The 21,900-nt window shown below is 41.8% G+C and carries 18 protein-coding genes and 1 tRNA gene; 9 read left to right on the plus strand and 10 right to left on the minus strand.

Features of this window, described 5'->3' with window-relative positions; all coding sequences use genetic code 11:
* Window positions 1–177 precede the first annotated feature (177 nt).
* The 4 genes from ACM0OX_RS25610 to ACM0OX_RS25625 form a co-directional block, all read right to left on the minus strand.
* Complete coding sequence (locus ACM0OX_RS25610; protein WP_414517703.1) at window positions 178–357, minus strand: hypothetical protein; 180 nt, start codon at window positions 355–357, stop codon at window positions 178–180.
* Window positions 358–470: 113 nt separating this feature from the next.
* Window positions 471–539: transfer RNA gene (locus ACM0OX_RS25615), tRNA-Phe, on the minus strand.
* Between the two features lie 32 nt (window positions 540–571).
* Window positions 572–1,297: a hypothetical protein gene (locus ACM0OX_RS25620; RefSeq protein WP_414517704.1), complete on the minus strand. Its 726-nt coding sequence runs from the start codon at window positions 1,295–1,297 to the stop codon at window positions 572–574.
* A gap of 463 nt (window positions 1,298–1,760) precedes the next feature.
* Complete coding sequence (locus tag ACM0OX_RS25625) at window positions 1,761–1,961, minus strand: hypothetical protein (protein WP_414517706.1); 201 nt, start codon at window positions 1,959–1,961, stop codon at window positions 1,761–1,763.
* A gap of 115 nt (window positions 1,962–2,076) precedes the next feature.
* On the opposite strand from ACM0OX_RS25625, the gene ACM0OX_RS25630 reads away from it, so the two are divergent.
* Window positions 2,077–2,217, plus strand: a complete 141-nt coding sequence (locus tag ACM0OX_RS25630; protein ID WP_334718840.1) for a hypothetical protein — start codon at window positions 2,077–2,079, stop codon at window positions 2,215–2,217.
* A 255-nt stretch (window positions 2,218–2,472) separates the two neighbouring features.
* On the opposite strand, the gene ACM0OX_RS25635 is transcribed toward ACM0OX_RS25630, so the two are convergent.
* The gene (locus ACM0OX_RS25635) at window positions 2,473–7,164 is read right to left on the minus strand and encodes a GAF domain-containing protein (protein WP_414517708.1); all 4,692 of its coding nucleotides are present in this window, start codon (window positions 7,162–7,164) and stop codon (window positions 2,473–2,475) included.
* Window positions 7,165–7,415: 251 nt separating this feature from the next.
* On the opposite strand from ACM0OX_RS25635, the gene ACM0OX_RS25640 reads away from it, so the two are divergent.
* A complete protein-coding gene (locus ACM0OX_RS25640) occupies window positions 7,416–7,739 on the plus strand; it encodes a YnfA family protein (RefSeq protein WP_414517709.1) in 324 nt (107 codons plus the stop codon).
* A gap of 695 nt (window positions 7,740–8,434) precedes the next feature.
* Complete coding sequence (locus ACM0OX_RS25645; protein WP_414517740.1) at window positions 8,435–9,832, plus strand: ammonium transporter; 1,398 nt, start codon at window positions 8,435–8,437, stop codon at window positions 9,830–9,832.
* A 39-nt stretch (window positions 9,833–9,871) separates the two neighbouring features.
* Here the strand turns inward: ACM0OX_RS25645 and ACM0OX_RS25650 are convergent, their stop codons facing one another.
* A complete protein-coding gene (locus ACM0OX_RS25650; RefSeq protein ID WP_414517743.1) occupies window positions 9,872–10,057 on the minus strand; it encodes a hypothetical protein in 186 nt (61 codons plus the stop codon).
* Here ACM0OX_RS25650 and ACM0OX_RS25655 point away from each other — a divergent pair.
* Entirely contained in the window at window positions 9,978–10,844 is an 867-nt protein-coding gene (locus tag ACM0OX_RS25655; RefSeq protein ID WP_414517711.1) for an SGNH/GDSL hydrolase family protein, read from the plus strand. The two genes, ACM0OX_RS25650 and ACM0OX_RS25655, sit on opposite strands and share 80 nt — an antisense overlap.
* 117 nt (window positions 10,845–10,961) lie before the next feature.
* Window positions 10,962–12,170 carry a 4-hydroxy-3-methylbut-2-enyl diphosphate reductase gene (locus ACM0OX_RS25660; protein WP_414517712.1) on the plus strand — a complete coding sequence of 403 codons (1,209 nt, stop codon included), beginning with the start codon at window positions 10,962–10,964 and terminating at the stop codon, window positions 12,168–12,170.
* A 413-nt stretch (window positions 12,171–12,583) separates the two neighbouring features.
* Here the strand turns inward: ACM0OX_RS25660 and ACM0OX_RS25665 are convergent, their stop codons facing one another.
* The 4 genes from ACM0OX_RS25665 to ACM0OX_RS25680 all read right to left on the minus strand — a co-directional run bounded on the left by ACM0OX_RS25665 (window position 12,584) and on the right by ACM0OX_RS25680 (window position 17,409).
* On the minus strand, window positions 12,584–12,736 hold the full coding sequence (locus ACM0OX_RS25665; protein ID WP_334841545.1) for a lmo0937 family membrane protein: 153 nt from the start codon (window positions 12,734–12,736) through the stop codon (window positions 12,584–12,586).
* A gap of 289 nt (window positions 12,737–13,025) precedes the next feature.
* On the minus strand, window positions 13,026–15,422 hold the full coding sequence (locus ACM0OX_RS25670) for a glycoside hydrolase family 15 protein (protein WP_414517714.1): 2,397 nt from the start codon (window positions 15,420–15,422) through the stop codon (window positions 13,026–13,028).
* 73 nt (window positions 15,423–15,495) lie between these two features.
* A complete protein-coding gene (locus tag ACM0OX_RS25675; RefSeq protein WP_414517715.1) occupies window positions 15,496–16,434 on the minus strand; it encodes a cation diffusion facilitator family transporter in 939 nt (312 codons plus the stop codon).
* Between the two features lie 162 nt (window positions 16,435–16,596).
* Complete coding sequence (locus ACM0OX_RS25680; protein WP_414517717.1) at window positions 16,597–17,409, minus strand: SDR family oxidoreductase; 813 nt, start codon at window positions 17,407–17,409, stop codon at window positions 16,597–16,599.
* Window positions 17,410–18,192: 783 nt separating this feature from the next.
* Between ACM0OX_RS25680 and ACM0OX_RS25685 the strand changes: the two genes are divergently transcribed.
* Genes ACM0OX_RS25685 through ctaD form a run of 4 tightly spaced genes read left to right on the plus strand, consistent with a single transcriptional unit; the run spans window position 18,193 to window position 21,890 of the window.
* The gene (locus tag ACM0OX_RS25685) at window positions 18,193–18,687 is read left to right on the plus strand and encodes a DUF2231 domain-containing protein (protein WP_414517719.1); all 495 of its coding nucleotides are present in this window, start codon (window positions 18,193–18,195) and stop codon (window positions 18,685–18,687) included.
* A complete protein-coding gene (locus ACM0OX_RS25690; protein ID WP_414517720.1) occupies window positions 18,684–19,289 on the plus strand; it encodes a DUF2231 domain-containing protein in 606 nt (201 codons plus the stop codon). The genes ACM0OX_RS25685 and ACM0OX_RS25690 overlap by 4 nt, the downstream gene beginning before the upstream one ends.
* A 32-nt stretch (window positions 19,290–19,321) precedes the next feature.
* Entirely contained in the window at window positions 19,322–20,245 is a 924-nt protein-coding gene (locus ACM0OX_RS25695) for a cytochrome c oxidase subunit II (protein ID WP_414517721.1), read from the plus strand.
* Window positions 20,235–21,890 (plus strand): cytochrome c oxidase subunit I, encoded by a 1,656-nt coding sequence (gene ctaD, locus ACM0OX_RS25700; protein ID WP_414517722.1) that lies wholly within the window; start codon window positions 20,235–20,237, stop codon window positions 21,888–21,890. Before ACM0OX_RS25695 ends, ctaD begins: the two co-directional genes overlap by 11 nt.
* Window positions 21,891–21,900: the final 10 nt, after the last annotated feature.

Raw genomic sequence — 21,900 nt, forward strand, 5'->3', positions numbered from 1 at the left:
TCGCTTAACATCTGGGCTGATGCCTTAACTTGACACCAATGGCATCTTGCCCGCCATACGGACTGGGCGGGCGAGACGCCCACCCCACAGGAGTTAATTGGATATTTTTTTATATGGAAGTCCCTAAAACTACTCCTTAAAAGTAGTAGCTGCGTAAGCTGCCATCATAATCTGCCGCTATTGCGACAGCACTTTTTGAAAGCAGCGGCCAGAACCGCAAGGACAAAGGTCATTGTTACCAAGCTTTTCTTCTAGTTCCTTGTCGCCATGAACGAGGCGATCGCCACGTTTAACAGCTTTTTCAGATGGGTAGCCACGACGACGTTTGCTTGATGGTTCAAAAGCAGAAATCGTCAAATTCGTAGAAATCTCCAGGCTCGATGTTGAAAGAATTAATCTTTTTCATCGTTCTCACCTTCATATTGAAATGAAATAAAATCACCTCGTGCAAGTCGAAAAAGCTGTTGATTCACACACAGGATTTGAACCCGTAGTTGCTTGAGCTTCAGTCAAGTGCCTTACCATTCGGCTAGTATGTAAGCTTTTTCAGTTAGGGCACGAAGTGAAAATTTTAGGTTTTAGAAAGTTGATTTAAAATAAATCGAATTTCTTTCTTGTTACACTGCTGTTTCCTAACAGCGTAAATCATTCGACCTCTATACATTGCCGCAGAACGATGAATTATCCCTTTGACAATATCCGTCACATAATGAGTTGGTGGCGGTGGAAAATCTTCAAAGGTAATGAAATACCAAATCTCGTTTAGCTTCTGGTATTGATGATAATTATCAATGATCACAATATCAGTTTGTTCCTGCTTTTGCTTTTGCTTTCGAGGCACTGTCTCGACTGCACAAAGAATTTCGGTTTCAGGATGAATATAGAAGCGATCGCGATGGCTTGTATTTAGCTGATTTCGATACCCTTGATAAGGCTTGCTATAAAAACCACCATCAATTATTTCCACATGCCGTTCAACGTAGTCCCACACATGATCGATAACATGCTGTCCTGCCATTGTGCTGGGATCTAGTCGTTGACACAGTTGGCTGTAAACCTCATTCCAAGGCTGTCCGACTTGCGATCGCAAAAACCGCCGCAACGGGCCGAGATGGTCTGAAAGATACTTAGATTTATTTATTGGTTTAATCAGGTAGGGATTCAACAATCCATCCTGAATTGCATCCTGGGTGATTTTGTATAATTGCTTCTTAAAGCCAGTCACCTTTTTGAGGCTAATTCTCCTCCCACCGCGAGGACGCTCAATCACAATCTCGCTCAAACGATGTTCGCTCATATCTCACGTTGTTTAAATGCAGTTTTTCTAATTGAGTTGTTATTAAACATGAGTTAGCTAACATCATTGAACTCACCTCCGTATTGAGTAAAGGTTATAGATAAATACAATTTAAATAATTGAAATTCCGCACAAGTTAGCAAAGCAGTTTTCACAATTGCCTATACCAATTTGGCTACGCTCCCATTAAAGGGAGCGGCAGGATTTGAACCTGCATGGAGTGTGTGTAGGCTTTACAAGTTAGGGCGCGGAATTAAGTCTTAAATCATTCCGTGCAAGTTCAAGAAGCTTTTTACAGCTACAGCCGCTCTTACCAAATATTGGCAGTGGGCACGCACGCTAAATCTGCAAGAGACTTAGAAATCATGCTTCGCTTAGTCTGATCGCTCGAACTTTACTACCTTAGAGCCGTTATCAATGTGTATGTATGCTTCTTCTGTTAGGGCACGGATGACTCTGAAAGTTAACCATAGACAGCTTCAGGGCGGACGATCAAATCGCCACCAGGACGGCGATCGATTACATAGGCAGAAAGGCGATCGCTATTCACATCTAAATGCCGAGCAACGCGCTCCTTCACTGCCAGATCATTCATCCCTGCTGCAATTCCCAATTGGGTTTTTGGCACATCAACAGAACGTCCTTCAAATCGAATATGAACCATTACAATCACCTCTTCTTTTAATTACGAATTACGAATTACGAATTACGAATTCGTATTAGTGGATCTGATCGGGATTGAACCGATACCCTCCCTGTGAGAGTTTCACTCACACCTCGTGCGAGTCGAAAAAGCTGTGGTTACACCGCAGGAATTGAACCTGCAACTTATCGTTTTAGAGACGATCGCTCTACCATTGAGCAAGTATGTAAGCTTTTTCTGTCAGGGCACAAGTGACATCTGGGAACTCTACCGTTAGAGCTACAGACCCAAGGAAAGCATTATTGCAATGCTTTTGAGGAGGCTTTTCTTGCATACTACACTTGTAGTACGTTTTTTACATAATGTCAAGTGTCGGGATGGATCGGGCAATTATCCTTATAAATCAAAAAAAGAACCCCACCCCGCCTTTGACTTACGTCAAATTCTCCCCTCCCCGCCGGCGGGGAGGGTTGGAGGTGGGGTGTTAGGGGACTTTTGCAAGAGGTCTATTCCATTGCTGTAGGCAAATCGCTCAGTGCCCACCTGCCCCCTGTCTCCTGCCTTCTGCCTCCTTCACGACTTTGTTTTTAATTAAAAAGTATTGAATGCAGTTGACAAATTCTTCTAATTCTAAAATTAAATTAGTAGTACCTTTAAGGTCTTGAACGCTAGCTAGTTGTTCTAGTTTGTCAGTTGCTAAGTACATAGCTGTGGCTCCAATGTTGGCACTAGCACCTTTAAGGTGATGAGTTTCTCGTGCTATTTGCTCAAAGTCATCAGTTGCGATCGCTGCTTTAATTATTTCTAAACGGGGTTTAATATCTTCAATGGATATTTGCAATAAATTTAATTCAAATTCTCGATCGTTTCCCGATATCCGATGCAAGTGTTCCCAATCAATTGCTAAGTCAATGGAAACTGTCTGTTCATACACACCTGCCTCTTGCTGGGAAACGATCACACCTGTCCAATGCTCTAAAGTCTCAGCCAATTTTTCTTTAAATACTGGCTTACTCAAATAGTCATCCATTCCGGCATTTAGACAGGTTTGTTCGTCTTCTTTCATCACATTAGCTGTCATCGCAATCACCACAGGACGATGACCCAATGCAAAAGCATCCTCTTGCCAACGATGAATTTCTTTTGTAGTTTCCAAACCGTCGAGAATTGGCATTTGGCAATCCATTAAAATCAAATCGTAAGGAATTTTTTCTAATAGCTGCAAAACTTCCTTTCCATTGGCAACGACATCAGCTTTATAGCCCAAACTCTGGAGTTGGTTTAGTGCTACTTTCTGATTCACCAAATTATCTTCGGCTAACAGAATTCTTAACTTGGATTTAGTAGAGAGGTTAGAGGAAGAAGTCAGAATATCTGAAGTTTCTGTACTCGGAATTTCTTCTGTAGCCTCTAGCTCCCTGCCTCTAAATTCTTGTTCTGATTCCGGCTGAGTTTCTAAAATATTTATGATGGTATCAAGGAGTCGTGATGGCTTAATGGGTTTGAATAAATAAGTAGCAAATCCGATTTTGAGCGCCTGTTGCACTTCATCCCGTTGATTAGTAGAAGCGAGCAGAATTAAAGGAATCTCAGTAATTGCAGAATTGGCTGGAATTTGTTCTTTTATTGTCATGCCATAAGTTTGGGCTATTTGCATATCAACCAAGGCAACATGATATGATTTACCCTGCTCGCTAGCTTGCTGAATAACTTTAACGGCCGCAGCAATACTATCAGCTCGATCTACCTCCATTCCCCAATGAGTAGCTTGATGGGAGATAATTTTATAATTAGTAGTGTTGTTATCCACTACTAATAAGCGGCGATTTTGCAAAAGTCCGCGTTCGCATTTTGGCTCAACAGGCTCAACTTGTTTGGTAAAAAGCAACTCAAACCAAAACTTAGATCCTTTGTCCATCTGACTTTCTACCCCAATCGCTCCTCCCATCAAGGTTACAAGTTGTTTACAGATGGCTAATCCCAAACCGGTACCACCATACTTGCGAGTGGTCGAAGCATCCACTTGGGTAAATGGTGTAAAGAGTTTGCGTTGGTCTTCAGGGCTGATGCCAAGACCTGTATCTGTAATGGCAAAATGGATAGTGGCTGTAGTTGAGGAAAGCGATCGCAATTCGGCTTGCACTAATACTTCGCCAACGCTGGTAAATTTGATCGCGTTGCTGATTAAGTTCATCAAAATTTGCCGCAGCCTACCAGTATCTCCTTTGAGTTGAGTGGGGACGTTGCGATCGATTAGTGCGGCAATTTCTAATCCCTTATTATGGGCTGAGGGAGCCAATAATTCCACCACTTCTTCTACACAAGTGGATAGGTTAAAATCGAGAGTTTCAAGAGCCATCTCTCCAGCCTCAAGTTTGGAAAGATCCAAAATTTCGTTGATTAAACTTAAAAGAGCGTCCCCACTACTGCGAATTATTTCAATAAAATCTCGCTGTTCTTCGTCTAAGGGAGTATCTAAGACCAAACTGGTCATCCCCAACACAGCGTTCATCGGAGTGCGAATTTCATGACTGATATTTGCCAAAAAGGCACTTTTCGTCTGAGAAGCTAATTCGGCTTGGCGACGGGCAATTTCAAGTTCTTGTCGCTGACGAGTTTCTGCTGCTAATAGTTGGGCTTGGGTTAAAGCAATACCTACTTGGTCGGCTATTTGCCGCAAAAGATCGGTTTCAAAGTTAGACCAGTGATGGGAATCGTCACACTGATGAACTATGAGCAAACCGCGAAGTTCTTCTTTAACAAGAATGGGTACAACTAAATTGACTTTGACCCCAAACTGTTGCATTAATTCCAGATGGCTTTGTTCAACTTCCAGGAGATCCAAGTTATCCAGTCCGAAAATCTTGCCTTGACGGTACTGCTGTAGATAGTACTGTTGGAGATATTCTGCTTCAAAGTAGGGGGCGGCGTTGTTTTGCTCTTTGATTGCTGGTAAGCCAGAAACTACTGCTTCAATAACGGTATTTGCAGACTGATCTGGCAAAAGCTGATAAATTAAAACTCGGTCAGTCTGGAGAATCTTTTGTACCTCTTCGACAGTGATTTGGAGAATTTCTTCGATGTCCAAAGATTGACGAATCTTCAGGGTGATTTCGGTAAATAGTTGCGATCGCAAATTTTGGCGTTGTATTTCTTCTTCAGCCTGTTTACGCTGGATAAATTGCCCTACTTGCTCGCCGATAGAATTCATCGTTTTTACTAAATCTTCGTCAAGGGGCTGGATTTCCCGGTTGAAACAGGTAATCACACCGAGGATTTTGTTGCCGCTGCGGATCGGAAAACCAAAAGCTGCATGTAGTCCTACTTGAGCAGCTATTTTGAAGTTAGGGAAATTAATATCTTTAGCGATATCAGCGATCCAAACCGATTCAGAACTAGCCCAAACTCTTCCAGGTAGTCCAATTCCGGGTGCAAAGGTGGTTTGCCGCTTCAGTATTTCAAAATCTTGCATCTCAATGGATGCTTTATGCCAGATATCGAGAAAATGCAGCACATTTGCTTGCTCATCTATCATCCAAATTTCACCCAAATCCCATACCAAACTCTCACAGATTCCTTGCAATATTTGGCGAGTAGCTTCGCTAATGGTGGCGGACTCTGCTAGGACGCGGGTTGCAGCATATTGTGCAGTCAGATGCTGTTGTATTCGTTTGGCATCGGTAATGTCAATGCCAGTGCCAACGATGTATTCAACACAGCCCTGATAGTTTTTTAAGATGGTATTTGACCAGGCAATCAGCCGCCGACTACCATCTTTCATTACCCAATAATTTTCATAATTATTGGAAAGTTGACCAGATCGTAACTGGTCAAAAACTGCTTTAACTGGCTCCACCTCTTCAGGAAGTAGAAACAAGTTCCAGCTATACCTACCCCTCACCTCATCAAAGGAGTAACCAGTTATTTGCTCACAGGCTTGATTGAAACGAACGATTTGCCCTTGAGAATCGAGAACTATTACCAACGCACCGACTGTATCAAAGACTGCTGAGATAAAGTTGTGTTCTTGATTTAAGCTTTCTTCTGTCCTCTTCCGCTCAATAACTTCACGATAGATCGAGTAGTAGACTACAGCAAGAACGATAAAACTTAGGCAAATAGCGATCGCCAGTGTCAGACTTGTGTTCCGAGTCCAAGTTTTTGCTGCTTGTGACTGCTGTCTAATTCTTCCCCTGTCCTGGTTTTCCATCTCATTGATTGCCTTGCGGATATCATCCATGAGATTTTCTCGATCGTTTTTCAGTAGTACTTGCAACGCCGCCTCTAATCCCTTGTTCTGGCGCAAGTTGATAGTCTGTTTTAGTTCAGTAAGTTTAGCCGTTATCAAAAATTCAAGCGTTGCCATCTGCTTTTGTTGATTCGGTTGATCTACTGTTAAATTCTTCAGCTTGGCAATTTCTCGATCGACGTTATCAAGTGCCGTTTGATACGATTTTAGATAAAGTTTTTCTCCAGTGAAGATGTAACTACGTTGTCCAATTTCAGCATCCTTTACCTGGGACAGTATTTTTTCTAGGCTGTTAATTTTTTTATAAGTATGTTTTACTATACTGCGATTAAAATTAGTAAATACTCTTGTATTTTGATAAGAAACCAGCCCAATCAGAACTAAAATTATTGACGATAAGCCAAAACTTGCTGCAATCTTTTTGAAAAGTTGCTTGCGTACTCTCTGTACTTGGTTGCTTTTCTTGGAAGCAAGTACCAAACTTGCTAAATTTCGGCGCAATTCCAGTTGCTTAATGACTTGACGACCTAAAGTTCGTAATCCCTCTATTTGTTCTGGAGTAAGTTCTCGTGTTACGTAGTCAATAACACACAGGGTTCCGAGGGCGTATCCTTCAGGGTTAGTTAAAGGTACACCAGCATAAAACCGAATATTTGGGTCAGATGTCACCAGTGGATTTGTTGCAAACCGTTCGTCATTTTTTGCATCAGGCACGACCAAAACATCAGGCTGGAGAATAGCATGGGCACAGAATGCGAAATCTCGATGCGTTTCTGGGGCTTCCATTCCGACTTTTGACTTGAACCATTGGCGATTTGTATCAATTAAGCTAATTAAGGCAATAGGAGTCTGACAAATATACGAGGCTAAACGAGTCAGATCGTCAAAGGTGGCTTCCGATGGCGTATCGAGAATCTTATACTGCAAAATTGCCTCGATTCTCTGGGCTTCGTTATCAGGTAATGGTGCTTTCATCCTTGAGCCTTATCTACATTCTGGGGAGCAGGGGAGCAGGAGAGCAGGGGAGCAGGGGAGCAGGGGAGCAGGGGAGAGTTCTTGTACAAGTTTTTTCCCCTCTGCCCCTTTGCCCCTCCGCCTCTTTGCCCCTCTGCTCTTGTACCCCATGCCCAATTTGGTCAATAAACTTACCTTAATTAATGGCAATAGTTTACTTAAAAGCGTTAGCGTAATTTTACTGAGTTATATGTTGTTAAATAATCGATCGAATGATTAAGTCTCTGCTGTATTTTTTGTGGGCTGGTTTATTTGAAATTGGGGGTGGCTACTTAATCTGGTTGTGGTTGCGCGAAGGTAAGCCGTTCTGGTGGGGCATATTGGGGGGAATTGCTTTAGCTTTCTATGGGGTTCTTGCAACTTTCCAATCGGCAAATTTTGGCAGAGTGTATGCGGCTTATGGCGGCGTGTTTATCGCAATGGCAATGCTTTGGGGTTGGAAGGTAGATGGGGTAACTCCAGACCGCTACGACTTAATCGGAGTATGTTTAGCTTTAATAAGTGTTTTAACTATCATGTTTGCTCCCAGAAGTTAAGTAAAATTGCTAGATTATTTTGAACTTTTATAGTGTTCCCTTTTAAACTAATAATAATCTCACGCAAAATTGCAAAAGTTTTTTCGCAACTAACCTATCAGAAGCAGGTATCTGGATATCTACGTGTTGATGCGGGAGATATAAAGAGAAGTTACGATCCAGCATTTTGCAACTATTGCAACTAGATGAAGTGGACTCTTACCCAACTCTCAGGCTACTTGCTTCTCCCTTCTCTATTCGTGCGATCGCACGAGTAGGAAGGATATTTCTGTACCTCATATTGGCATAGCCTCTGTCTTTGACACCCTGTTCGCGTTCGTAGAGAAGTTGAAATTTGCTGCATATTTGGGCAAATTATCGGAAAATACTGACAATAATTTACAATACTCGTCAAATATCACAATTATTTTGGTTTGTAACAGTAAGTAACTAAAAATTCGTAATTTTGTCCCGCTTGAATAAAATACTATTCTTCTATTCTTCAAAAAAAAAGATGCAATGTAATGATTGCGTGTTTATACGCTAATTTAAATCTTGGCAACTACAAATCAGGATTATATTTTTGTTAACATTTCAAGAAAATTCAGGTTAAGTAACTTTCAAGACAAAAATGTGTCAATAAAAGTAATCAAATGTAGTTAAGGATACAAATTGTTGGTGCTTAGGAAGAAAAAAAAGTGTTGAAGAAAGTTGTGATGATTGGAGCTATCACCCTACTGTTTTTAGGAGGGCCGTTGATGGGCAATGCTTTTGCCCAAACCCCAACTGCTGCCCCACCGACTGCTGATACTGGAGACACAGCATTTATGCTGATTTCAGCAGCACTTGTGCTGCTAATGACACCAGGATTGGCGTTTTTCTATGGTGGATTTGTGCGATCGCGCAACGTTCTAAACACATTGATGATGAGCTTTGTGTTAATGGCGATCGTCGGAGTTACCTGGATTCTGTGGGGCTATAGTCTTGCCTTTGCGCCAGGTTTACCATTTATCGGTGGATTGCAATGGCTGGGGTTGAATGGTGTCGGGTTAGAAGTAACCGATTATCTCAAAGGGTCAAACCCACCGGAAGTCGTCTCTTATGCCGGAACAATACCCCATCAGGCATTCACGATCTATCAAGCCATGTTTGCCATTATTACCCCAGCCTTAATTTCTGGGGCGATCGTTGAGCGGATGAGTTTCCGTGCCTATTCGCTGTTTGTCCTACTGTGGTCAACCTTTGTTTACGCTCCCCTAGCCCATATGGTCTGGGCAAAAGGTGGATTTTTAGGTTTGGCTGGTGGATTGGGTGCCCTAGACTTTGCAGGTGGCACAGTAGTTCATATTAGTTCTGGCGTTTCAGCTTTGGTAGCAGCGATAGTTCTTGGCCCTCGCAAAACCCATCCCGATCGCCTTAGCCCACCGCACAACGTTCCGTTTATTTTGCTGGGTGCTGGCTTGCTGTGGTTTGGTTGGTTTGGTTTTAACGCTGGGAGTGCCCTATCTGTGGCTAGCGGAACTTCTGGTAATATCGTCACAAATGTGGCAACAACAGCTTTTGTCGCTACCAATACGGCTGCGGCTGCTGCGGCTTTAATGTGGTTAATTTTGGAGAGTGTTTTACGGGGTAAACCAACCGCCGTGGGAGCAGCGACAGGAGCCGTTGCTGGTTTAGTCGGTATCACTCCCGCCGCCGGATTTGTCACACCGCTATCAGCGATTTTAATTGGTTTCATCACCGCCTTTGTTTGCTTTTATGCCATCAGTTTCAAGCACAAGTTAGAAATTGATGATGCTTTAGATACTTATCCCGTGCATGGCGTTGGTGGTACAGTGGGGGCAATTTTAACTGCTATCTTTGCCACGACTCAAGTCAACGGATCGGGTAAAGATGGAGTGTTACGCGGTAATTTTGGTGAATTGGGAGTTGAACTAGTAGCAATTGCCGTTGCCTATGTAATCGCAGGTGTTGGTACGTGGATTATTCTCAAAGTTATCGATGCTACAGTCGGGCTGCGAGTCAAAGAGGAAGCTGAATTGCAAGGTATGGATATCAACGAACACGGCGAAGAAGGTTACAACTCCGAGTTTGGCGATCGTCCTACTCAGTAATGAGTGCTGAGTTAGGAGTTAGGAGTTAGGAGTTAGGAGTTAGTCTGTTTGCTTCCCCTTCTCCCCATTTTCCACTTGAAGATTGGGTAATTTGCGATCGCTAGCGTTAAAATTTGATTCAAATAATTGGTAAATTTCGCTAGTCGTGTCTACATCTGCAAAAACCTTTCCTATCTGGGCATTTTTCTCGCTGTTAACCAACGGCATCCTAATGTTGGCGGTCATTCTGCTAATTTGGCAACAGCAGAGATTGGCCGCTTTTTTTGGGATAATCGCATCCCCACAGCCAATCAACTTGAATAACTCATCGCAAATTGCTACACCTGATTTAGGTCGCCGTCACCAACTCACTTATCAAGAGTGGCTAGATATCCTCAACCAAGAAGCCAAGGTCGCCGCTGACCAACATCCTCCGCATTTAACTATCCTGGCGGGAGATTCTCTAAGTTTGTGGTTTCCCCCTGAGTTATTACCTGAAGGTAAAAATTGGCTTAATCAAGGAATTTCTGGCGAAACCAGCAATGGACTCTTAAAAAGATTAAAAATATTTGACCGCACCCAGCCAGAGGTGATTTTTGTGATGATTGGCATTAATGACCTAATTCGAGGCATGAGCAATGGAGAAATTTTAGATAATCAGCGGCAAATTATCAATTATTTACGAAAGACTCATCCCACAGCGCAAATTGTTGTCCAATCGATTTTGCCACATGGGGCAGAAGCAGCAACTTGGAAAGGACGAGATAAACTTCTGGCTGTTGGCAATAGTCGCATTCGCGAGTTGAATCAGCAACTACAAAGCATATCTACCAAAAAAGGTGTCAAATACCTCGATTTACATCCTCTGTTTACCAACAAGCAAGGAAATCTCCGCCGCGAATTTACAACTGATGGCTTACATTTAAGTCCTGAAGGCTATATGGTTTGGCGTTCTGCATTGCAGATTTATAGCGAGATTGAATTAAAACCTCAGCAAGAAAAAGAGGGGAAAAGGTTAAAGGGTAAAGGGTAAAGGCATTAAATCCTTTTCCCTTTGCCCCTCTCTGATAATATCTTTGAATACAACTCTGTATTAATCGCGTCTAGGCGCGAGAAAATAAGAAATAGTGAGTTTAAGTAGACAAATCTAATGGATACAAAAGCTTTTAAGCGCAGCCTCCAACATTCAGAAAATTACAATCGCAAGGGCTTTGGTCATCAAGCAGAAGTTGCCACCCAGTTGCAATCTGAGTATCAGAGTAACTTGATTCAGGAAATTCGCGATCGCAATTACACTCTGCAACGGGGTGATGTGACAATCCGACTAGCACAAGCCTTTGGCTTTTGCTGGGGTGTAGAACGGGCTGTAGCGATGGCCTATGAAACCCGTCAGCACTTCCCCACAGAACACATCTGGATTACTAACGAGATTATCCACAACCCTTCTGTAAATCAGCGGATGCAGGAGATGGAAGTAGAATTCATCCCCATTGAAGGAAAGAATAAAGACTTTTCTGTTGTCGGAATTGGTGATGTAGTGATATTACCCGCTTTTGGAGCTAGCGTTCAAGAAATGCAGATACTTCACGAGAAAGGCTGCAAAATTGTTGATACAACTTGTCCTTGGGTATCTAAAGTTTGGAATACAGTAGAAAAACACAAAAAAATCGACTATACATCAATAATTCACGGTAAATATAAGCACGAAGAAACAGTTGCGACTAGTTCCTTCGCTGGCAAGTATTTAATTGTGTTGAATTTGCCAGAAGCAGAATATGTTGCTGACTATATTATCAATGGTGGCAACCGTGAAGAATTTCTGACAAAATTTGCTAAAGCTTGTTCAGCAGGATTTGACCCCGATCGCGATTTAGCAAGAGTTGGCATTGCTAACCAAACTACAATGCTTAAAGGTGAAACTGAGCAAATCGGCAAGCTGTTTGAGCGGACTATGTTACAGAAGTATGGCCCCACTGAGTTAAATCAGCATTTCCAAAGCTTCAACACCATTTGTGATGCCACTCAAGAACGGCAAGATGCCATGCTGGAATTAGTGGAACATAATTTAGATTTGATGGTAGTAATTGGTGGGTTTAATTCCTCGAATACTACTCAGTTACAACAAATTGCCTTTGAGCGAGGAATTCCTTCTTATCATATTGATACTGTTGAACGCCTGAAATCAGTAGATTCTATTGAACATCGGCAATTAAATGGGCAGTTAATAACTACAGAAAACTGGTTGCCTGACGGGGAAATCGTTGTAGGCATTACTTCTGGTGCTTCTACGCCTGATAAGGTAGTAGAAGATGTAATTGAGAAGATTTTTACATTAAAAGCAACAGGTGCGTTGGTTTAAAAGTTTTCAGAGGGACTTCCAAATAAAAACATCCAATTACTTATGAGGTGGGCAGTATTCGACTGAACGTAGCCGAAGTCTTGCCCGCCTTACAAGAGTATTTTTGCTGTATTATATCAAGTTCGGGTGATTACTTGTAATAAAACCTCTCAATCTAGGTTGGGTTGAACGGCAGTGAAACCCAACATGAACAATGATAAAATGTTGGGTTTCGTTCCTCAACCCAACCTACAGATATTATAAGTTAGGACTTACGCAAAAACCCTCTCAAACTCTCATTCCTCCGTGAACTCTGCGCCCTCTGTGGTTCGTTTTCCGTTACCCGTGCGTAAGTCCTATAAGTGTTTAACCGAACCTGATATTATGCACTTGGCAATACATCATTCACCATGATGAGGAAATGCTATATGTATTCACACATCACGCGCTTTGAAAAAATTATAGATAGCAAGACCAATGGCTATAAGTAGCACTGCATGAATGAGATTTCCGGCAATATGAAGTGCCAGTCCTAATGCCCAAAAAGCAACCAGTATAACAACAATACCCCAAAGTATACTCAACATATTATTTGTTCTGAATTAAATCAGTTTTAATTTGTTCAAATATTTTACTCCCTAGCTTCACTTTTATCTATTTGCCTTAAGAAAGATTACTTTGAGTGATGGCGCACAGTCATTTGCTATGCTTAATCTTTCGTTACTATTTAATTAGATAAAGGTAGCAGTTCTGAACTGTGAGTTAACTACCCCCATGACTACAGACTTCTTGCAGAAGTAGGAAAAAGGGGAAAGGGGAAAGGTATGGAATTTTCCCTTTCCCTTTAACCTTTAACCTTTCCCCAACATCTTGGCACTAATCAACCGTAACCGTATAATTGCGTTGTTCCCATTTACTGCTTTCATTCCAGAAAAAGGTAAAGCTAATTGGCTGGTACTGGTTATCAGAAACAGAAATGTCTACAAAATTCACTCCTAACTTTGTAGAAGTAGAAAGCGTATCTTGTGTAGTTTGCCAATCATCATCTGACCAGTGCAATTGAAAAGATGCTAAAGCGTGAACGCGCAATGTCTGACCTTTTTTTACTTGGCTGATTTGTCGGTTAAACTTCCAAATTTCCAATGATTTACACTGCTTTCTTTCGCCTAGATAGCGATTTGCCACTTCTGGAATAAAATCAAACACCTGTCCGTCATGATTTGACCGTAGCAGCTTGATATACTCTGCGTGTGCCCACATTAAAGGCATCGCTGAACCTGTTGGTTTTCCTAAATACATATAGATATCAGGGATATCTGACTCATCCCAAACCTGTTCTGGTAGCAAACAAGTGTCTGAAGCAAATCCTTCCATCGCCTTGATATATGTTTTGACATCGCCGCCAGCAGCTAGTTCATAATGTCCTCGTTCTCCTGTCAAGAGAGGCCAAGCGCGTCCCTTACCATAACCAGTATAAGGACTGCCGTCTTCTTGCTGGCCGTAACCGTCGTGGTTGTAACGATGCCAACAAGGCCCAGCAGGTGTATCTACTTTTAAAACTGCATCAATTACTTTGACAGAATCAACAATAATCGGGTCATCAGGTTTGCGAATTCCATAGCGTACTAATTGCAAAAATCCGCCATCGACAATTTCCTTGGCTGGAAATTCTGCTGGTTCCCCAGGTGGCTGACTGCTGATGAAAAGAGTTCCTTGGTTAGGATTTTCGTTGGGGTGAGGATTATTAATATCTGAAGGAGTAATTCGGATATAGTGCCGTTCGATTCCAGGAACTAAAGTTCCTTCAGTAGTAACTGTCCAAGATTCAATGTGAGATTCTAAAAAATCAGCATATTCTTCTATAAATTGTGCTGTTGCTTCATCCCCACGTTCGCGAACAAATTGAGCAGCACAGATTAAAGCGGCAATATTGGATGCTAATGTTGATGGTGAATAACCACTGTTTTCTTCCCAACGTTCTTGTTGGGTAGCCGGGCCGTAACGAATTAAATAACCCGCTGCCCGCAAAACCATCGGATAAATATCGAAGTTTAAGCAAGTCTTCTGCTGGTGCAATAGCCATGCTAGAAGAATCGGAAATGCCACCTCATCTAGTTGAATACCTTTCCAGTAAGGTTTACCATCAACCCAGAAATTTTGGGCAAAACCGCCATCTTCCTGCTGGCTGGTTGCAAGATAAATTAGCGATCGCACTGCTGTTTCTGTTTCACCAGCAGCCACTAAACCTGATACACTACTGACCATATCCCGCGTCCAGACAAGGTGATATCCTCCTTGGTCTTGGTCGTTTTTGGCTTCACCCCAAGGGATAGCAAGGGATGCAATCAACGCACCTGGATAAGTTTTATCTTCATGTGCTAACAACAAACTAATGCTGTTGTGATACAACTTCCCATCATTGTATGAAACACATTCTAGCGGTCGGATATTGCGGCGCGATCGCTTCCACTGTTCGTCGTATTGCTGCTTCTGCTGTTCAAAAGGAATATTGAGCGATTGAAATAGTGTAGAAATTGCATTATGCAAGTTTGTCCCAAATGCCAGTCCTAAAGTAAACTCTTTAGTACTATCTAAATTTAGTTCTCCAGTCAAAGCAAGGTTGCCATCTACAGCATTATCAAACTCCCAATCCATCTGGAAATTATCAGCTAAATCTGTCCAACCATCACTTTCACCGACGTAACCACAAGAAAGCCGGATAAAGGGAACTGTTGCACCCAGCGCTAGCCATGTTCCTTCTTTCTCAGCTATCAAAATACGATGTCCAGCAACCTCTACAGCGTAACCATTGTTACCCATACCTTCAACATCCAGATGCGGCGCACACAAAGCATATAAATGGAGTTGGGAAATAAAATCGCTCTCTCCGGTTAATGTGGTGTGCTGTAAAATACAGGGGAAATGCGGGTCGGCAATCACTTCTTTGATTACGGCATAACGTCCTTGGGGATCGGAATTAGTGATGCGGTATCCTAAACCATGAGTCCACATCGGTTCCACTTTGGATTCGAGATGGCGTTTCTCTTCGTGGAAAAAGCTTTTACCATCAGAAATTAGATACTGCAAATCCCGAATTTGGGGTTTGTCTACTGTGGGATGGTAGATTTCAGTGACAATACCGTTCCAAAGAGTAAACCAAATGTTACTAGAGGTAGAGTAAGCTGTTCCGACTCCATCTTTATTAGCATGAGTCCATCGAGGCTCAATACCTGGTGAGCCAAAAGCTTCTGCTTGACCAATAATCTTTACCATACTGCATTGTTGTGCCGATAAGCTTTGAGTGCATTTTGAAAATGCTGTGTTTGATATTTATGCGATTAAAAATTTATTGAGAAGTTGGCAAAAATTTACGAGCGGCAGTTAAGGATTTTGCTTCAATAAAAATTTGTTTGATTTCAGGATGTTTTTGGCTAATTTTTGCTTCTAAACTTTCTACAGTTAAGGCTATTTCCTCACCTGTAAGATTTTTAGAAAATTGGATTTCTAAGTTGAGTAATACTTCCTTGGGAGCAAGTTGCATTGTTAGCACCCGGATAACTTCTTTCACTCCTGGTTCTGTTTTGGACAAAGACCTGATATTGGCTATAGTTTGAGGATCAGCACTTTCACCAACTAATAATCCTTTGCTTTCTCTCGCTAATACCACTGCTACTATAGCCAAGATAATGCCAATAATAATCGAGGCAATGCCATCAAAATAAACATTATTAAATAAATGTCCTAAGAAGATTCCGATTAAGGCTACGAATAAACCTAAAATTGCCGCAGAATCCTCAAATAATACTGTAAATACTGTGGGGTCTTTACTGTTTTTGATGGCTTGCCAGAAATTTTGTTTACCCTTAGTTGGCAAAAACTCTTTTAAAGCTACAGTCCAAGAAAACCCCTCCAATAATATTGCAATACCTAATACAATATAATTCCACATTGGGTTTTCTAAAGGGCTGGGATGAATTAAATGAGTGATTCCTTCATAAATTGACATCCCGCCGCCAAGGGCAAAGATTAGAATAGCAACGATAAAAGTCCAGAAATAAAGTTCTAGACCGTAACCAAAGGGATGGCGATCGTCTGCTGGCTTTTGGCTTCTCCGAATTCCCAGCAAAAGTACTAGTTGATCGCCAGTATCTACCACCGAATGAATCCCTTCAGATATCATGGCGGAACTGCCAGTAATGGAGGCGGCGATAAATTTAGTAATAGCGATCGCTAAGTTAGCGCCCATCGCTGCAAATATAGTTTTATGAGATGAATCAGATGCCATGATAGTCAATAATAATTATGCAGAAACTTCTAATTCACCATCCAGATGGGTAATTTACCATTGGGTTTGTTCGACATTGTGCCAAAACGTCTCCTACAGCCAAATTTAATCGTTGATTGTTATCAAAGCAGGGTTAACAGTAACTTTTGTCGGCATTATCAATTAACCATTGTCTGCAAAACCTGGATACAAGGTCATACCACCGTCTACAAATAGAGTTGTACCATAAACATAATCAGAGTCATCAGAAGCTAACCAAACTGCTGCTTTAGCAATATCTTCTACATCACCCACACGTTTTGCTGGAATCAGTTTTAATAACTTTGCTTCTGCCTCTGGAGTATCCCAAGCTGATTTATTAATGGGAGTTTTGATTGCACCAGGGGCAATACCATTAACGCGAATTTTATGGGGTGCAAGTTCTTGAGCAATACTTTGCATCATCATATTTATACCGCCCTTACTCGCAGCATAATTAACATGACCCGCCCAAGGAATTACCTGATGAACTGAACTTATACAAATAATCTTACCTGCGGCAGATGAAATATTGGGTTGTACACCTCGACGTAAGAATTCCTTTGCAGCTTCCCGCGCACATAAGAATTGTCCTGTCAAATTCACTTCAATAACTCTATTCCATTGATCGAGGGTCATATCTACAAACGGTGAATCTTTTTGAAGACCTGCATTGTTTACCAAAATGTCAATAGTGCCGAATTGCTCGATTATCTGGCTAAACATCGCCTTTATTTGGTCTTCTTTGCTAACATCAGCTTGAACAGCATAAGCTTCACCATTAGCCGCTTTGATCTCATCAACAAGTTTTTGGGCTGATTCAGCTTCCGAACGATAATTGACGGCTACTGCTGCACCCGATAAAGCTAAATAGCGAGCGATCGCTTGACCAATGCCAGAACTAGCACCCGTCACAAGTGCTTTTTGACCTTTGAGCAGGTAAGGGGAATAGCTCATAATGCTTTCGATATTTTTAAAAGTTGTATTCGTCGTGAATATTTCAAGATTTGCAAGACCTTAATGATGTTTTTGCTTTTTGAGCGTAGTATTACGCTGACGATTTAAATTGTCAAATCAAGAAAATTTTGATTAAAAAAGTTTTGTATTTTTATTATTTTAAAAATGTCTAGCATTTTTCTAATCTATCTAGAGAAAGAGAAACAGCATATTTTTTAGTAAAAAATATTGAAATCATTTGTCATTTATGTGACGATAGTATGTTTTTATTTTTAAGATTTGTAAACATTTGATTTTCAAGCTTATATCAATCTCAAGTAAAGATTTATGGTATATTCAAAACAAGTTTGTTTATTGATTAAAGTAAATTTTTAGTTAATCCAACTAAGATTTAAGATGACCTAAAGAAGAGAAGCATATAAGACGTTAAATATTTTTTAGCTGCCTCTCAAGCGTCTGATTAGATTGGCTATTAGCAATTCCATCTAATTAAAAAGAAAATTTTTACTTTTTGGAAATACTAATCAAGATATGATACCAATCAGAAATGTAGTTATTTTAGTGAGTTTTGACCTTTGGAGAAAATAATTACTGAAAAATAGTAATTATGTATTTTTTTATTTCAAAAGCTACTTAAACAATTGCAGCGCATCGGAAATTGTCAAGGTTTTTTAATTGGTCGCAATGTGACATTAGCACAGTATTCTGGAAAATATGAATGGTGCGTTAAGCGGATGGCAATTCCATGCAACGCATATATTTAGACCCATGAAGGAGAAAGCGATGCCTGCTCTGTCTCTGAATAACCAAAATTTACCATACCCTGACCCTCTACATCCGATCGTTGTTCACTTCGTAATCGCGATGGTGCTTTTTTCTTTCGTGTGCGATGTGCTGGGTTATTTTACCCGTAACGTGCGGTTGTTCGAGGTGAGTTTCTGGAATATGTTTGTGGCTTCAGCAGCTATCTTTATAGCGGTGATTCTGGGTCAGTTTGAAGCAGGTCTGGCGAACATCTACCCAGCAGTCCAACCAACACTGAATTTTCATACGGTGATGGGTTGGTCGCTGGCGGCTATTGTTGTTGGTATTACAGCTTGGCGTTTCGTGATTCGCAAACGCACTCCACGGAAAGTTCCGCCTGCTTACCTTGGTGCTGCAACGTTTTTAGTCTGCTTAGTGTGCTTGCAAGTCTATCTAGGAAGCAAGCTAGTTTGGGTGTACGGGTTACATATTGAGCCAGTCGTGCAAGGGATGAAGCAGGGAGTTGCGCCATGAACTGGCAATTGATTGACCAGTTGAGATTGAGGCTGAATGCTAACGGATTACCTTATGAGATTCCAATACATCCGCAACTGGTGCATCTAACTTTGGGTTTATTCATTCTTGCGATTATTTTTGATATTGCCGGAGCGCTTTTTGCTTTAGAAAAACCAATCTTCAAATTTTTGGGTTTGCCTACCCTCCGTTCTGGTTTTTTTGATGTCGGCTGGTATAACCTCATAGGAGCCGCTTTTATTACCTTTTTCACTGTTGCAGCAGGTTTTTTCGAGCTATTGCTAGCAAATCCACCAGTCGATCAAAAGAGCGTTTGGGGGTTAACTGCTGGTTGGACAATGCTTTTGCATGGTTTGGGTGGCGTTTCATTGTTGGGGATCATTGTTGCCATGACAGTATGGAGAGGTTTACAACGCTATCGCTGGCGCAAGGATGCTTCTAGGCAGGTGCAGTGGAGTTACTTGTTAGCAGGTATTGCAATATTGGGCATCTTGTTTGTCCACGGAACTTTGGGGGCGCAATTGGGGGAAGAGTTTGGAATTCACGTTACTGCTGCGAAGTTACTCCAAGAAGGTAAAAACCCAAATTTACTACTCAAATAATCAAGTGGGAAGTACTCTTAGATGAAATTATTATGTTTAGTTTTTGGGAATATGTACTAATAGCGTTTTATGTAGCAGGGCTGCTAATTGTCAGTCGGTGGATTGGACAACAGGCATTTTCTTGGATGCCTCCTCAAGCTACAGCAGAAGCACAAAGGGTAGATGATTTATTTAGCTTTTTAGTCTCAATTGGAGCATTTATCTTCCTTGGGCTAGTTGGTGTTATTGTGTATGCGATCGCCTTCCATCGTGCCCGCCCAGAAGACTACAGTGAGGGACACCCTTCTAGAGGTAATGGGAAGTTAGAAATATTGTGGACAGCGACCCCAACTTTATTAGTAGTATGGATTGCTTTCCAAAGCTTCAATATTTATCAGCAATTAAATATTCTCGGTCTAAACCAAATTGTGCATTTGCATACGCCCCTAGAATCTGCACCCGCCTACGCTGCAACCGTTAGCGATGTCCCCAAACCTGCATCTGAAACAATTGATGTTTTGGTTAGGCAATGGGATTGGTCTTTCCACTATCCAAATAATCTTACCAGTAAGGAATTACACTTGCCGATCAATCGCAGCACTCGCTTAAATATGCAAGCAGAGAAAGTAATCCACGGTTTCTACGTTCCTGAGTTTCGCTTAAAGCAAGATATTGTTCCAGGGCGGAACATTGACATTGTGCTAACACCCATGCGCCCAGGTAAATATCGGCTGAAAGATTCTCAATTTAGTGGTGCTTACTTTGCCTTGATGGAGGCAGATGTATACGTTGAATCCCTCGATAAGTATAATCAGTGGCTCGTGCAAACAGTCTCTAGCGAAACTACAAACACTAAAAATCAGGCAGTTGCCGAAAATATTCAACCACCAAAGACATTATTCAAAAGCGGCTGGTACACCGTCGCACCTGCTCAACCTGCTGTAGCGAATCAAAGGAAGATAAATAATGACACATGATTTGAGTGAAGCTATAGCCAACAATAGAGAACCTGAGAATAACTGGCGGGAATATTTCAGCTTCAGTACTGACCATAAGGTAATCGGTGTTCAGTACATGGTGATGACCTTCATTTTCTTTCTTCTCGGCGGGCTATTGGCGATGATTATCCGGGCTGAATTGCTCACCCCGGAAGCAAATTTAGTTGACCGCCCCCTCTACAATGGTTTATTCACCATGCACGGGACAATCATGATTTTCCTGTGGATTATTCCCTTCAATGCAGGTCTTTCTAACTACCTAGTACCGCTGATGATTGGAGCGCGGGATATGGCTTTTCCCCTGCTCAACGCCATCTCTTTTTGGATTTTGCCACCAGCCGGTCTTCTACTACTATCTAGTTTCTTACTACCAAGCGGGACTGCACAAGCTGGTTGGTGGTCTTATCCACCAGTTAGTCTGCAAGTTCCAGCCAATCAGTTGATTAACGGTCAATTTATTTGGATAGTTAGCCTAGTATTAATCGGCATCTCTTCAATTATGGGGGCTGTCAACTTTGTTACTACTATCTTTTGGATGCGATCGCCAGGGATGACATTTTTCAGAATGCCGGTCTTTGTGTGGTCAGTTTTTAGCGCCCAGTTGTTGCAGCTGATTAACTTACCTTCCTTGACAGGTGCATTGATACTGCTGTTGCTTGACCTCTCCTTCGGTACACAATTTTTTAAACCGGAAGGAAGTGGCGATCCGATCATTTACCAACATTTATTTTGGTTCTACTCTCACCCCGCAGTGTATATCATGGCGCTACCAGCCTTCGGTATTATTGCGGAAGTTCTGCCAGCCTTTTCTCGCAATCCCTTATTTGGCTATCGGTCAGTTGCTCTTGCTTCTTTAGGTATTGCTGTAGTCAGCATCTTCGTTTGGGTGCATCACATGTTCACCAGTGCAACCCCTGGCTGGATGCGGATGACCTTCATGGCCACCTCGATGTTAGTTGCCATACCCACGGGTGTTAAGGCATTCGCTTGGACTGCCACAATCTGGAGAAGCAAGTTGCACCTAGAGACACCAATGCTATTTGCGATGGGAGGTGCAGCGATGTTTATTTTTGGTGGTGTCACTGGTGTAATGCTTGCCGCTACGCCATTTGATATCCACGTCAATAATACTTACTTTGTCGTGGGTCACTTCCACTACATCGTTTTTAATACTATTACAATGGCAATCTTTGCCGGAATTTACTTCTGGTTTCCCAAAATAACTGGCAGGATGTACGCCGAGGGTTGGGGTAAGCTGCATTTCTGGTTGACCTTTATTCCTGCCAATATCACCTTTTTCTCCATGCATCCGTTAGGTTTGCAAGGAATGCTACGCCGAATATCTTCCTACGATCCCCAGTATCAAGGATGGAATGTTATCGCTAGCCTGGGATCGTTCTTACTGGGAGCATCTACGCTGCCCTTTATTGCTAACATTGTCGGTTCTTGGTTATATGGAGCGAAGGCAGTTGATAATCCCTGGCACGCTACAGGATTGGAATGGACAACTTCTTCACCACCTCCGCGAGATAACTTTGAAGAGATTCCTGTTGTCAACAGACCACCTTACGACTATGGCGATCCAAAATATTCATTCGTGGAAAATTCTGATAATGATGAGTAATTTCGTTTGT

This window comes from Nostoc sp. PCC 9305, from assembly GCF_963920915.1.
GTDB lineage: Bacteria > Cyanobacteriota > Cyanobacteriia > Cyanobacteriales > Nostocaceae > Nostoc.

Coding starts and splice junctions, on each gene's coding strand:
- ACM0OX_RS25650 (WP_414517743.1), bottom strand. CDS start 10,057: ATGACCGCCAACATTAGGATGCCGTTGGTTAACAGCGAGAAAAATGCC.
- ACM0OX_RS25680 (WP_414517717.1), bottom strand. CDS start 17,409: ATGAGCTATTCCCCTTACCTGCTCAAAGGTCAAAAAGCACTTGTGACG.
- ACM0OX_RS25675 (WP_414517715.1), bottom strand. CDS start 16,434: ATGGCATCTGATTCATCTCATAAAACTATATTTGCAGCGATGGGCGCT.
- ACM0OX_RS25665 (WP_334841545.1), bottom strand. CDS start 12,736: ATGTTGAGTATACTTTGGGGTATTGTTGTTATACTGGTTGCTTTTTGG.
- ACM0OX_RS25695 (WP_414517721.1), top strand. CDS start 19,322: ATGTTTAGTTTTTGGGAATATGTACTAATAGCGTTTTATGTAGCAGGG.
- ACM0OX_RS25685 (WP_414517719.1), top strand. CDS start 18,193: ATGCCTGCTCTGTCTCTGAATAACCAAAATTTACCATACCCTGACCCT.
- ACM0OX_RS25670 (WP_414517714.1), bottom strand. CDS start 15,422: ATGGTAAAGATTATTGGTCAAGCAGAAGCTTTTGGCTCACCAGGTATT.
- ACM0OX_RS25645 (WP_414517740.1), top strand. CDS start 8,435: ATGATTGGAGCTATCACCCTACTGTTTTTAGGAGGGCCGTTGATGGGC.
- ctaD (WP_414517722.1), top strand. CDS start 20,235: ATGACACATGATTTGAGTGAAGCTATAGCCAACAATAGAGAACCTGAG.
- ACM0OX_RS25660 (WP_414517712.1), top strand. CDS start 10,962: ATGGATACAAAAGCTTTTAAGCGCAGCCTCCAACATTCAGAAAATTAC.
- ACM0OX_RS25625 (WP_414517706.1), bottom strand. CDS start 1,961: ATGGTTCATATTCGATTTGAAGGACGTTCTGTTGATGTGCCAAAAACC.
- ACM0OX_RS25620 (WP_414517704.1), bottom strand. CDS start 1,297: ATGAGCGAACATCGTTTGAGCGAGATTGTGATTGAGCGTCCTCGCGGT.
- ACM0OX_RS25690 (WP_414517720.1), top strand. CDS start 18,684: ATGAACTGGCAATTGATTGACCAGTTGAGATTGAGGCTGAATGCTAAC.
- ACM0OX_RS25635 (WP_414517708.1), bottom strand. CDS start 7,164: ATGAAAGCACCATTACCTGATAACGAAGCCCAGAGAATCGAGGCAATT.
- ACM0OX_RS25640 (WP_414517709.1), top strand. CDS start 7,416: ATGATTAAGTCTCTGCTGTATTTTTTGTGGGCTGGTTTATTTGAAATT.